Source organism: Bacillus sp. ISL-18 (assembly GCF_018613415.1).
In the GTDB taxonomy this organism is placed as follows: Bacteria; Bacillota; Bacilli; order Bacillales; family Cytobacillaceae; genus Neobacillus.
Genome location: NZ_JAGGQG010000010.1, coordinates 308,095 through 321,361 on the forward strand (window position 1 = coordinate 308,095; position 13,267 = coordinate 321,361).

Genomic DNA, 13,267 nt, shown 5'->3' on the forward strand with positions numbered 1-13,267 from the left:
TGCACTATAGGCTACGAAAAAAAGCTCATCTTTATGGATGAGCAGGTAGTTAAACTTTACTAATTATCTGGCATCTTCGCTTAGGAGCTATAGGTCATAAGCCCCCTTTCAAGACACTTCCGCCTTTAATTGTTCCTTGTGAATCAAGAACAATCGGCAAATTGTTTGTAAATTTTACTTTTTTCGTGGTAAGTAGAAGGAAAAGGTCGTTCCCGTTCCAATTTTACTTCGAACAGAAATCGTCCCACGATGGGCATCAATGATATTCTTTGCAATGGCAAGTCCTAAACCAGTACCTGCCCTGCCCCTCGTTCGAGCTTTGTCCGCTTTATAAAAACGTTCAAAAACAAACGGCAAATCCTCTTCTGGAATACCAGAGCCAGAATCCTTTACTTCCATTCTAACTCCCCTGTCTTCTAAAACAGCCGATACCTTTACCTTGCCGCCTTTTGGTGTATGTCTCATCGCATTGTCGATTAAATTCGTCAACACTTGCTCAATTCGGTCAGGGTCAAAAAGAACCGGTGAAACGTCGTTTTCAACTTCAAAATACAATTGGATTTCATTATCTTTAGCTAGACCTTGGAACTTATAAATAATCCGATTAATAAATGCGGATAAATTCACTTCTTCCACAGAGAGATGGATATGTCCAGCCTCCATACGAGCTAAGTCTAATAGTTCATTCACAAGCCGTCCCATACGTAAGGATTCATCGTAAATGACTCTAGCCATTTCTTTTTTCTCTTCCTGCGTTTCAGCAATATCATCAACAATTGCTTCACTATAGCCCTGCAGCATGGAAATAGGCGTTCTTAGTTCATGTGATACATTGGCAATAAAATCTTTCCGCATTTTTTCCAGCTGTCTTTCCTCGGTCATATCCCTAAGTACGACAACTGCCCCTCGAATAAATCGATTGCTATAAAGCGGACTTACTAAAATCACCCAGTGGTGCCCTTGAAGAGATAGTTCCCCGATTTGCTCCTTCTCTGTTTCCAAGGACTTTTGGAAGAGATCCATAACTTGTGATGGAATGGCTTCAGCATCATTTTTAATTCCGCCTTTTTCGTAATACCAATATTGCAAAAAACGATCCGCAGGTGGATTGGTATTTAATATCGTTCCATCACGGTTAAAGGTGATTACCCCATCAGCCATACTACTTAGAATACTTGCCAGCTGCTCTTTTTCTTGGCTTAATGCATTCATATTAAACTTTAATTGTCTTCCCATTTGATTAAATGCTGTTGCCAGTTCCCCGATTTCATCATGTGTTAAAATCGGGACTTTTGTATCGAATTTTCCTCTTGCCACTTCAAAAGCAGCTTCTCTCATTTTTCTAAGCGGCGCTGTAATTCTGGTAGACAGGAAAAAGGCAAAGATAGTAGTTAAAATAATGGCAACACCAGCAACAAGCAAAATGTATTTCGTTGTTTCATTGGATGTTTCCTTCATTACCTCGAGTGATTGATAAATAAAGACAGCTCCATTTTTTTCACCAGGGAGCTGCAAAGGAACACCAATGATGGAAAAACTCGTATCCTGATTATTGTTTTTTGAAGATAAATTAGAAACTTTCTCAACAGATTTTTTGTGATGAAATACAGCAAAAAAGTCTGGATCCCGTTTGATATCATCAAAGGATAGCTTGATATCCTTCTCCGTATTTGGAGAATAATAGACTTCATGATCATTTTTAACAATTACTACTTTGGTCACATCATCAATAATCTCCCAAGAAATTTCTAGACCCAGTGGAAATTTGTCATTAGGATGTGCTTCCAAAACATCGGCAATCTTCTCGGCTGTATTGGTTAAATTATTCTTTGTTTCAAGAATGTTATGGTTTTGAAAAAGCTCAAGGAGCATCACTGTTAGGATGAAAAGTACAAATGAAACTAAAAAGATAATGGTAAACCAAAGTTTACCTACGACACTTCTCAAGAAGGTCATTCATTAATTACCTCAAATTTATAGCCCACACCCCAAACAGTAACAATCATTCTTGCAGCCTGCTCTGAAACCTTATTTAACTTTTCACGAAGTCGTTTTACATGGGTATCTACTGTTCGTAAATCCCCAAAGAATTCATAATGCCAAACTTCTTTTAATAATTGCTCTCGATCAAATACTTTGTCTGGCGCTTTAGCCAAAAAATAAAGCAATTCGTATTCTTTGGGGGTTAAACTGACCTCTTTCCCATCAGCCATTACCCGGTGTGCATCATTATCAATGGTTAAGTGTGGGAAAACTATTACATCCTTTGTGGTTGTTTCTGTTTGTAAATAGCTTGTTTGAGATGAGCGTCTCAACAATGCCTTCACACGTAAAACTACTTCCCTAGGGCTGAATGGCTTGACAATATAATCATCTGTCCCAACTTCAAAGCCCTGTACACGGTTGATTTCCTCACCTTTAGCTGTCAACATAATAACAGGAGTTGCCTTTTTTTCTCTAAGCTCACGACAAACTTCAATTCCATCTTTACCAGGCATCATTAAATCAAGCAAAATAACATCGTAATCATTAGCAAAAGCTTTTGACAAAGCATCATTTCCATCTTCCGCTTCATCAATTATATATTCTTCACGCTCTAAATACATTTTTAATAAACGGCGAATTCTTTCCTCATCATCTACTACTAATATTTTTACGTCTCTTTCCATTATTAATCCCCCCATGGAGTTTATTTTACAAAATGGAACTGAATTTTGCTACATTTTCAAGGTAATTACTCTTACAAAGTGTGTCAATAATTTGACAATATGATTTTTCTATTAAAATTCCTTGATTTTATAAAAGCCTTCACTTATTCAAGTGAAGGCTTATTTGTTATGCGGCACTTTTCTAACCTGCGTAGGAATGAAGTCCTGCAATAACAAGATTAACTGCAACCAAATTAAACATAATAATGACAAAGCCGATTACGGCAAGCCATGCTGATTTTTCTCCGTGCCACCCTTTGGATAAGCGAAGATGTAAAAATGCTGCATAAAAAAGCCAAGTGATTAAAGCCCACACTTCCTTTGGATCCCAGCCCCAAAATCTTGACCAGGCCATCTGCGCCCATATCATCGCAAAAATAAGGGCACCCAGTGTGAATACAGGAAAACCGATTAATACGGAGCGATAACTAATTTCATCGACGAAGTCCAGTTTAATATTTTTCACAAATGGTTTAAGGGCAGCGGCAATCCGTTTGCGTAACACAGAGCGGATTAATCCATATAAAATTAACCCTCCAATTAAAGACCAAATAACGGTATTTAACTTTTTCGCGTTAATGAAAGCTGGTACTTCAACTAACGGTTTAAAAGCATTTTTGGTTAATAATTCTCCATCATGAGGGCCAGTAATAGCAGGCATGGTATACGTTACAGCCACCTGATTATCATGTTTATCTACCCAATTAAATTTTTCATGATAGCCCATTGCTGAAAAGACAGATGAAACTGCCACAAAGCCAAGGACCGTGACAAGGGCAAACATCACAACCTCGAGCCAAAAAGTTCGTTTATTCGACTTTGTCTGATCTATTGCCTTTACAAGATAGATTAAGCCGGCAGCAAAACTAATCGCAAGAATGGCCTCTCCCATTGCTGCAGTTGTCACATGGATATGGAGCCAATAACTTTGTAAAGCCGGTATTAAAGGTGTAATCTCTCTTGGAAACATACTTGCATAGGCGATGACTAAGATTGCAACAGGCATGGTAAATAGTCCGAGTAAGGTGGTTCTGTAAATAAAATAAATAACAATGAATGCACCAACAAGAGCCATTCCAAAAAAAGTAGTAAACTCAAACATATTACTTACTGGAGCATGACCTGCTGCGATCCATCTAGTGATAAAATAACCGAGTTGAGAAATGAAACCCACGATTGTTAAGGAAACAGCAATTTTCCCCCATGTGTTTGTTTCTGCTTTTTCACCCGAGCTACTCTTCGATTTAATTGACCCTCCATAAAATAATGTTGCAATTAAATAAAGAATAAAAGCAATAAATAATAAATTACTACTTAATGCTGCCAACTAGTCTCCCTCCTTATCCAAATTATCTTTTTGTTGTTGATCTTCTGGGATATCAAGTTTGGTATCTTTTAATACTGCCTCAATTTCCCGCTTTAAGCCGTACCAATTTTTATTGGTATGAGCCGCAATCCAAACTTGTCCGTTTTTATTTTGAACCCATATCCGGCGATGGTTCCAATATGCCCCTTGCATTACACCGATCATAAAGATAATCCCGCCTATAATAATCACCCATAACGATGAGTCCTTTCGAACGGTGAATCCCGAGACATTTTTAGTTTGAATTCCTTGAAAAGCCATTTTATAAGTGTTTTCTCCCAATGGCTCTAGCGTTTGTTTAATAGCTACAAAACTTGTTTCAGGTTTAGATTTATCTGGTGTAACCATCTGGAACACGAAGGCCGGATTATTAGGGAGCCTTGATTTTGTAGATGGTTCGTTATTTTTATCAAATTCGAAATCCGGAAAATAATTAATAATTTTTACAGAATAACCATTACCTAAATCATATGTAGCTTTGGGATTCTCAAGATCAATGTTCACTGCTCCAAATGACTGTCCTGTCTTCTTATTCGCAAGCACAAATGACATAGTTTTCAGCTCACTGCGATAGGATGATTGGAAAACAGAATAACCATTAAAGTCTAACGGATGATTCACTCTGACTTTATATTCCTTTAGCTTTTTAAGCTCTGGTTTTTCCCCCGGAAGATTTTTACTGACACGTTCATACAGAACAACATTTGATTGATAGTTTTTAACTACCTGTCCTGCTTGTTCTATTGCTTTTTCAAACGTCTTATCTTTGTTTTTATCATAATGCTGCAGGATAAATTGATTGTTTTTTAGATAGTATTTTTCACCGGTTTCAGGTACAACAGCAGTTTCCCCTTCTTTTACCCATAAATTTTCATTTACATAAAATCCCGGAATAAATCGAAGCATTGCACCTAATAAGAAGATAATTAACCCAACATGATTAATATACGGACCCCAGCGTGAAAAACGGCCTTTTTCCGCTAACAGGTCGCCATTTTCCTCCCGAACCTGATAGCGTTTTTCTTTTAAATGACTTTTGATAATAGTGAAATCCTTATCGTCGGCGTGCTCTGTTACCCCAAAAATCCGCTGACGTTTTAAAAAGCCCTCATGTCTTGTAACCCTTTGAGCTTTTAGGGCTTTATAAAGCGGTACTACTCGGTCAAGACTGCAAATAACTAAAGAAATACCAATCATAGCAATTAATAATAGATACCACCATGAACCATATAAATCATGCAACCCTAATTGGTAATATAATTTTCCGAACCAGCCATATTCCTGCTCGTAATACACTTCCGGAGGAAGATTAATATACATTTTCTGCGGAAGGATGGTTCCAAGGGTGGATGCAAGCAACGTGATCACAATCAGCCAGATCCCCACCTTGACTGACGAAAAAAAGTTCCAAATTTTATCTATAATAGTCTTATTGTATGTTTGTGAACGGCGTGCACTTCCCTCATAGCGCATGTCGAGAAGTTCTTTATTATTTTTCTCTTGTTCATCCAGCACTTTTCCACAGGCCTCACACAACACGGTTCCATGCGGATTCACATGACCGCATTCACATTTAACATCGTTCATTGTAAAAACTCCCTCAGGTCCCCTTAAGGTTTTATTTGCTCCATAAATTCCTTTACCTTGTTTTCAGTTAGTTCGCCTGTATAATATTTGACTACCTTCCCGTTCTTGTCGACTAAGAATGTTGCGGGTAAAAGATCAATCCCGTATACATTCATTACTTCCTTTTCAGTGTCAATCATGATGGGAAAGTCCAACCCAAGGCGTTCGGCAAATTGGTTTACAGCAAGCTTTGGTTCCTGAATATCTACACTTAAAACCTGAACACCTTTGTCCTTATATTGCAGGTACTGATTATTGATATAAGGCATTTCCTTCTTACATGGAGGACACCATGTTCCCCAAAAATTTAAAAATACCCCTTGCCCACGATATTCGGAGAGACGATGTTTATTCCCTTGCATATCAATTAAAGCAAAATCTGGAGCTGTGTCCCCAACCGCAACTTTTTGTTTTGTATCTTTTGTAAGATTAGCATAAAGTGAATAGGCAACGGCAGCACCTAAGACAACTAATATAAGCGTTCTAATGACTAATCGCCGTCTTTTCATACATTCCCCTCCAGTAAATCCCCATCACATTCGTATAAGATTATAGCACTTTACAACAAATTCATAGTGTTAATGGAAGAAACTAAATGTGACGATTTTATGAATTTTTCTTCGATTGACCCATGGCAAGGGCTCTCAATTGTTTTACCTCATGCGGAGTCAATTCTCTTGCTTCCCCTGCTTTTAAGCCGCCCAGTGTTAAAAATCCATAACGTTCTCTTTTTAACTTTATAACTTCATTACCGATTGCCTCAAACATCCTTCTAACCTGACGATTCCTGCCCTCATGGATTGCGATTTCAATGATCGCCGTTTGCTTTTTATTATCTGCAGAAAGAAGCTTCACTTTAGCAGGTGCTGTTTTACCATCCTCAAGACGAATTCCTTTTTCTAATTTCCTTAAATTTTCTCTTAAGGGTATGCCTTTCGTCTTAGCGACATAAACTTTGTCGATTTCGTTTTTAGGGTGCATTAATAAATTAGCAAATTCACCGTCATTCGTTAAGATTAATAATCCCGAAGTATCATAATCCAGGCGGCCGACCGGAAAAATTCTTTCTTTAAAATGAGAAAAATAATCGGTAACGACCTTCCTCCCTTTGTCATCGCTTACACTCGAAATCACACCTCTTGGCTTATACAGAAGAAAATAAACAGGCTCTTCCTTCTCAATCTGTACTTCATTAACCTCTACTCGATCGGAAGGCGATACCTTCAGGCCTAACTCAGTTACTACTTTGCCATTTACTTTAACTTTGCCTTCTTTAATGAGTTCCTCGGACTTTCTCCTAGAGGCAATTCCTGCTCGAGCGATAACCTTTTGCAATCTTTCCATTATTTCACCTCAAAAATTCTATTTGTTGCAATCATTGTTAGTAGTAAAGAGATTTATTTCAATTGATTAACGAAAAAATCACTATTCTATCCTAATGAATTATGACACAATTTCTCCACTTTTCAAAGTAACGGGCATTAATTACACAAAAAAAAGCATGTTCCAATCAGAACATACTTAGATCTATTTTATTAGGTTGTACCAAAAATGAGTGCGACTACTAAAATAGATGCAATAATCCCGACTACATCTGCAAGCAAGCCCACCTTTAATGCATCTCCCATTTTCTTAACTCCAACTGCACCAAAGTATACGGTTAATACATAGAAGGTAGTATCTGTACTTCCTTGAAGGACAGAGGCAAGTCGTCCAATAAATGAATCAGGACCATAAACAGCAATTAAATCACTTGTCATTCCTAATGCTGCCGTCCCTGAAATGGGTCTAATAATCAGTAATGGCACAATCTCAGCCGGTACCCCCATTGTTTTCATGAAAGGTCTTAACCAATTCATTAACGCATCCAATGCACCTGATGCACGGAAAATGGATATGGCTACAAGCATCCCCACCAAGAAAGGAATGATCGACACCGCAATTTTAATTCCTTCTTTTCCACCCTCAACAAAACTTTCATAGGTCGGTACTCGCTTATACGTTCCATATAATAATATAATTCCTATCAGTAAAGGAATAAACGTTAACGAAATATACGAAATGAATTCCACACTTCATCATCCTTTTCGACTTCGACGATAATAAAAATAGCGGTCAATCAATATTGCACCTATTGCTGAGAGTATGGTAGCGATAATGGTTGGAACCACAATTTCTGTTGGAGACCCGGAATGATAGTTTATTCTTATCGCAATTACTGTTGTCGGGATAATGGTAATACTAGCGGTATTAAGAGCCAAAAAGGTCACCATACTTCTAGAGGCTTCAGGTTTCCCTCCATTTAATCTTTTCAGCTCTTCCATTGCCTTTATTCCAAGAGGTGTTGCCGCATTTCCTAAACCAAACATGTTAGAAATCATATTAGATAGGATATAGCCCATTGCAGGGTGATTGGCAGGCACTTCAGGGAATATTCTTTTTACTATCGGTCTGAAAAGTTTCGTGAGTTTCTGAAGTAGTCCTGACTCTTCAGCGATACGCATCATACCGAGCCAAAAAACAAGTACGCTGATTAACCCGATACATAAAGTAACAGCTTCTTTAGCTCCATCAAAAACAGCTTTATTGACTGCCTCCATAGTACCGTTTATAAGTGCAAAGACAATACCAATAATAGTCATAGCAACCCATATATAGTTAACCATTGACGTTCACACCAATCACTGATAAAAACATTTCTTTTATAGAGTTAAGTAACCCCTTCTCCTCTTTTTTTTGTATTTTTTCGAAGTAGATCGGAGCTTCTTCCACCACTCGGCCATTCAAATAAACTTCAGCCTTCCCCACGATGGCCTCATTGTGGGAGGTAATCAGGTTTTTGCGGGGTTTCTTCATTTTATATTTAATGGAGAATTGGTCCATCTCCTTACTCGTTACCGGGTACACAATCGACTTTTTGAGGAATAAATGGCCTTTATAAAGTTTATTCTTGGAAATATCCACCCTTCCCTTTGTTAACACTTCCGCCATATCAAAACCTTTAAATCCGTTTTCGTACATAGAAATATGGTCATTCCAATCGTCCGGATCGTTTAGGGTTACAGCAATGAGGTTCATATCTCCTTTCGTTGCGGTTGTCACCAATGTTCGCTTTGCACGTTTTGTGTATCCTGTTTTTCCACCAGTAGCAAATTTATATTTGGTTAGGAGGCGATTTTTGTTCTTCCATACGCGATCCCAATCCTCCGTGGGGTTAGGAGCACGATAGACCTTTGTACCAGATATCTTTTGAAATGTTTTATTTTGCATGGCATAACGCATTAAGATTGCCATATCATAGGCTGTTGAATAATGATTTTCATGATCATCCAGTCCATGTGGATTTGCAAAATGGGTATCATACATGCCTATTTCCCTTGCCTTCTGGTTCATTAAATAGGCAAATCCGTCCACACTTCCTCCAACATATTCTGCAATAGCCACGGCCGTATCGTTTCCAGACCTCAGCATTAAGCCGTAGACAAGGTCATTAAGTTTAATCTTTTCTCCGGGTTTTAAATAAACCGAAGACCCTTCCGCTCTTGTTGCCTGTTCACTCACCTTAACATACTGGTTCATTTTCCCCGATTCAATCGCAAGGATAGCCGTCATGATTTTTGTTATACTTGCAATTCTTCGCTTTGTATGTGCATCCTTTTCAAACAAGACCCGGCCAGATTTTTGTTCAATCAATACGGCACTCGCAGCACTTACACCAGTGGAAGCACCAACCTTTTGAGGAATGTTTACGATCAAGAGTGAGATCATGAGGGTTATAATAACTAGCTTTGAAATCAGTCTCATCAGATTAACCTCGTCTCCTTTATATCTGTCTATTAGAAGCTTGTCTATTGCAGCTGCTTGAACAGGTCATGTTCAAGCTCCCATTCGCTTTTATACAAGTTTATGCGGGACGAGTTTTGTTATGACAATAAATAAGGAAAACTCGCCGATGAGCGAGTCTCCCATTAAAATGCCGGCCATTTTATGTCGGCTGCTTTTTCAAATCTCATTTCAACATCATGCCAATTTACTAGATTCCACCACTTGTCAACGTATTCACTTCGATTGTTTTGATATTGTAGATAATAGGCATGCTCCCAAACATCCAAAACAAGTAAGGGAATTGTATCCCATTGTGTTAGGAGATTATGACGTTCAGATTGAAGTACCTCCAAATGCCTTGCTCTCGAACTCCAAACCAGTAATGCCCAGCCAACACCCTCTACTTGCTTTGCAGCCTCCGAAAATTGACGCTTGAAGGCATTAAAACTTCCGAAATAATTCTCGATTTCTCCTTTTAGTAAGCCCTGTGGATTGCCGCCGCCATTTGGACTCATGTTATTCCAAAAAATGGTATGCAAATAATGACCTGAACCGTGAAACGAAAGCTCTCTTGACCAATGCTTAACCAACGAAAAGTCATTCGATTCCCTAGCTTTCTTCAAATTAACTTCCGCTCGGTTTAATCCTTCTACATAGGAACGGTGATGCTTGTCATGATGCAGCTTCATGATTTCCCCATTAATATACGGTTCTAAGGCGTTATAGTCGTACGGTAGGTCCGGCAATGAATGTCCACCAGGCGGGAGTGCTTTTTCCACCACCCAAATCTTCCCGACTTCTTGTTTATTCCTAAAGTAATATTCCATTTGCTGATGGATGTTTTCTGCCTTTGCTTGAAGACTGATTAGCTCCTCGTTGGATAGCTCTCGATTCGTACTTTCAATTAATTCCGTAAATTCATCTAATTTATCCCATAATTCCACGTCTTGACGGACCTGCTCAGATTGAAGGTATTGTTTCATTTGCTCATTCCAAACAAATAAATCGTTAATATATTGGCTAAAACGTCCCATCAAATTCCCTCATTTCAGCTTATAAGTAATATTTCTAAATGGTATGAGGAGCCGAACTCAATAAGAACGAAAAAAGACTGTTCACAGGGGAACAGTCTTTAGTGGGTATTGTTTCATTTTTTTATTTTGATTGAATCATTTTTGTTCGATAATCTGTTTCATAATATTCAAGTTCTTCCCTTATTCTTTGGAAATCACTTTCTAAACTCTTGATAAGCGCTGATATTTTTTCAGATACATTGCGATAAAATTTAATCGAGTTCCTGCCTGTATAAGCGGAGCGGCTATTTTCATACCATGCATCATTTTTAGGTGAGAAAAATTCTTCAATACATTGATGATAAATCTTATATAGCGTTTTCTCAGCCGCAGCTTTTTGAAAAGGCTCGCTTTGTAAGAGAACAGAGCACGCCTCTAAGCCCTCTTCACTATAAACAACCAACTTCCGCATGTTTGCCAAGATCAATTTAACGTAAACTCGGTCTTCTTCGTTTTCCACATTTAATTGCGAAATGGTGGTTTCATTTAAAAACTCTTCAAGTGTGGAGATTGATTTTGTTAAGAATTCCTTTACATCATTCAGTTGTGTTTTTACCAAGGTATTTCCCATAGTTACCCTCCTAAATTAGCTGTGCTTATTAATGTGATTGCAAAATGAACTCAAGTGGAGAACTGAGATCAAACTCTTTGTTTTGCTGAATACCAAGAAATACTTCAGGTAATTTATCAAAATTTATATCTTGAAAATAGGAAGCAAATTCGTGCTTAGAATTAATATATAATCTTTTTCGACTGCGAAGTCCTGGATTTTTCAAGAGACAAACAAGTGCAACAATATCCTTAAAATAAACTTCATTACTTCCTTGATTTATAATAGGGTCTTGCTTGTACGGAGTAAACTCTTGAAAGAGCTCATCAAAATACCTTACGTATAAAACATGAAGTGTTTTTTCCTGTCCATCTTCGAAAAACGTAACTTCACTTCTGTTAAAAAAATCCTCTGAAGTATTTGATTTTTCTTTCTCCAATTCATACCCTTTACACTCTTTGATTAGCAATGTACTCCCTCTCCTTATCAACTGGCTGCACAATAAATAAAAAAGAAACATCTTTTAAATTTATATTTATTTTAGCATAAATTCCATCAGAAGATTGAGTTAAGAGTTAATTGTTTCCTGAAATTTCTCAAAAAACAGGTCTGCTTCCTCCTGGATATATTCTTCTTCCACTTTTTCTGGTAATTGGGGCAGTTCTTTTAAGTTCTTTAATCCGAAGTAGTCTAGAAATTCTTTTGTTGTTCCATACAAAATGGCACGTCCTGTTCCTTCTGCTCTTCCAACCTCTTTTATTAACACCTTAGCGATTAGGGTATGAAGTGGCCGCTCTGTTTTCACTCCACGGATATCCTCAATTTCGGCACGGGTAATTGGTTGTTTATAAGCTATGATTGCCAATGTTTCTAGAGCAGCTTGTGATAAGGCAGAAGTATGCGGAGAATCTACTAATTTCTTTAAATAAGCTGCATTTTCTTTTTTAGTGGCAAGTTGAAAGGTGCCAGCCATTTGAACAATCATAATGCCCCGTTTTTCATCTCGGTCATACTCTTGACGCAAGTCCTCAATCATTTCACTAGCATGCAGCTCATTTACTTCTAATACCTCAGCGAGCTGCTTTAGGGATAAACCCTCATCCCCGGCGGCAAATAGGAGACTCTCTAATATGCTGTTCCAATTAATAATTTCCACCTAATTTGCCCCTTCCTTTACAGCTTCCACAAATATATCCCCAAAATTTTCTTTCTGGTCTACATCTATGACATTTCTCTTGATTAATTCCAATACGGCTAAAAAAGTAACCACAATATGCTCTTTTCCCGGGTAAGGAAACAAGTCATTGAAATTTTTCCTTCCCTGCAATTGATGTAATTCATCCATAATTTCAGTCATTCTTTTTTCAATCGAAATCTCTTGACGAGCAATCTTTGTCGCCAGCGGCCGCTGCAATTTTTTTCTGCGCAAAAGTTTCTGAAAGGCAGCAAGCATATCATACAAAGATACATTTAATTCTGTCCGGTCAGGCTTGATCTCTTTTGTAAAATCAGAAAGATCACTTGGGGGTTTGGTATACATAAGCCCGCGTTCCTCCTCCAAAGCTTTCAAGTCATGGGCCGCTTCTTTATATTTTCGATATTCAATTAAGCGCTCCACCAGCTCATCCCGAGGATCGTCCTCATAAGCGATTTCCGGGTCGACTTCATCTAAAATCTCTTCATGCTTCGGTAAGAGCATTTTGCTCTTAATAGCCAGCAATGTAGCAGCCATAACCAAGAATTCACTGGCAACATCAAGCTGCAATTCATTCATTGTTTGAATGTATAGTAAGTATTGCTCCGTAATTTCAGCTACCGGAATGTCATATATATCAATTTCGAGCCGGTTAATCAGATGAAGAAGTAAATCTAACGGCCCTTCAAATGCATCAATTTTTACCTGATAAGGCATTTTCATTCACCAAAATTCTAAATATAAAATGTTCTTTGTTCATTAGTCTCATTGACTATTATTAGTATAGAGGATTCAAGTTTGTTATCCAATAGAAAATTCACCCTTTAGATGGTTAAACACAAAGTTGGGGTGTTTGCCCATAACAATGGACAAATATTCTACATATGATGACAAGGTAAAGAACAAAATTTTCAAGGAGGTCTT

14 protein-coding genes are annotated in these 13,267 nt (G+C 37.9%); all 14 read right to left on the reverse strand.

The features are described 5' to 3' along the window. Positions 1-174 precede the first annotated feature (174 nt). A complete protein-coding gene (locus tag J7E81_RS14560; protein ID WP_215043217.1) occupies positions 175-1,956 on the reverse strand; it encodes an ATP-binding protein in 1,782 nt (593 codons plus the stop codon). Beyond that, positions 1,953-2,669 carry a response regulator transcription factor gene (locus J7E81_RS14565; protein ID WP_215043219.1) on the reverse strand — a complete coding sequence of 239 codons (717 nt, stop codon included), beginning with the start codon at positions 2,667-2,669 and terminating at the stop codon, positions 1,953-1,955. The genes J7E81_RS14560 and J7E81_RS14565 overlap by 4 nt, the downstream gene beginning before the upstream one ends. 181 nt (positions 2,670-2,850) lie before the next feature. Continuing rightward, the gene (gene ccsB / locus J7E81_RS14570; RefSeq protein ID WP_215043221.1) at positions 2,851-4,035 is read right to left on the reverse strand and encodes a c-type cytochrome biogenesis protein CcsB; all 1,185 of its coding nucleotides are present in this window, start codon (positions 4,033-4,035) and stop codon (positions 2,851-2,853) included. Next, positions 4,036-5,661, reverse strand: a complete 1,626-nt coding sequence (gene resB / locus J7E81_RS14575) for a cytochrome c biogenesis protein ResB (protein ID WP_215043223.1) — start codon at positions 5,659-5,661, stop codon at positions 4,036-4,038. It abuts the gene before it with no gap. Positions 5,662-5,684: 23 nt separating this feature from the next. Beyond that, entirely contained in the window at positions 5,685-6,209 is a 525-nt protein-coding gene (resA, locus tag J7E81_RS14580) for a thiol-disulfide oxidoreductase ResA (protein ID WP_215043225.1), read from the reverse strand. 97 nt (positions 6,210-6,306) lie between these two features. After that, the gene (gene rluB / locus J7E81_RS14585) at positions 6,307-7,044 is read right to left on the reverse strand and encodes a 23S rRNA pseudouridine(2605) synthase RluB (RefSeq protein ID WP_215043227.1); all 738 of its coding nucleotides are present in this window, start codon (positions 7,042-7,044) and stop codon (positions 6,307-6,309) included. Between the two features lie 191 nt (positions 7,045-7,235). Then, positions 7,236-7,772 (reverse strand): spore maturation protein, encoded by a 537-nt coding sequence (locus J7E81_RS14590; protein ID WP_215043228.1) that lies wholly within the window; start codon positions 7,770-7,772, stop codon positions 7,236-7,238. Positions 7,773-7,778: 6 nt separating this feature from the next. After that, the gene (locus tag J7E81_RS14595; RefSeq protein ID WP_215043230.1) at positions 7,779-8,366 is read right to left on the reverse strand and encodes a nucleoside recognition domain-containing protein; all 588 of its coding nucleotides are present in this window, start codon (positions 8,364-8,366) and stop codon (positions 7,779-7,781) included. Next, positions 8,359-9,504 carry a D-alanyl-D-alanine carboxypeptidase family protein gene (locus J7E81_RS14600; RefSeq protein ID WP_215043232.1) on the reverse strand — a complete coding sequence of 382 codons (1,146 nt, stop codon included), beginning with the start codon at positions 9,502-9,504 and terminating at the stop codon, positions 8,359-8,361. The genes J7E81_RS14595 and J7E81_RS14600 overlap by 8 nt, the downstream gene beginning before the upstream one ends. A 164-nt stretch (positions 9,505-9,668) precedes the next feature. Further along, on the reverse strand, positions 9,669-10,559 hold the full coding sequence (locus tag J7E81_RS14605; protein ID WP_215043239.1) for a superoxide dismutase: 891 nt from the start codon (positions 10,557-10,559) through the stop codon (positions 9,669-9,671). A 121-nt stretch (positions 10,560-10,680) separates the two neighbouring features. Then, positions 10,681-11,169 carry a YpuI family protein gene (locus J7E81_RS14610; RefSeq protein ID WP_215043241.1) on the reverse strand — a complete coding sequence of 163 codons (489 nt, stop codon included), beginning with the start codon at positions 11,167-11,169 and terminating at the stop codon, positions 10,681-10,683. Between the two features lie 28 nt (positions 11,170-11,197). Further along, positions 11,198-11,617, reverse strand: coding sequence for a hypothetical protein (locus tag J7E81_RS14615; RefSeq protein WP_215043243.1), 420 nt, complete (start codon positions 11,615-11,617; stop codon positions 11,198-11,200). 99 nt (positions 11,618-11,716) lie between these two features. Beyond that, entirely contained in the window at positions 11,717-12,304 is a 588-nt protein-coding gene (scpB, locus tag J7E81_RS14620; protein ID WP_215043245.1) for an SMC-Scp complex subunit ScpB, read from the reverse strand. Further along, on the reverse strand, positions 12,305-13,060 hold the full coding sequence (locus J7E81_RS14625) for a segregation/condensation protein A (protein ID WP_215043254.1): 756 nt from the start codon (positions 13,058-13,060) through the stop codon (positions 12,305-12,307). Positions 13,061-13,267: the final 207 nt, after the last annotated feature.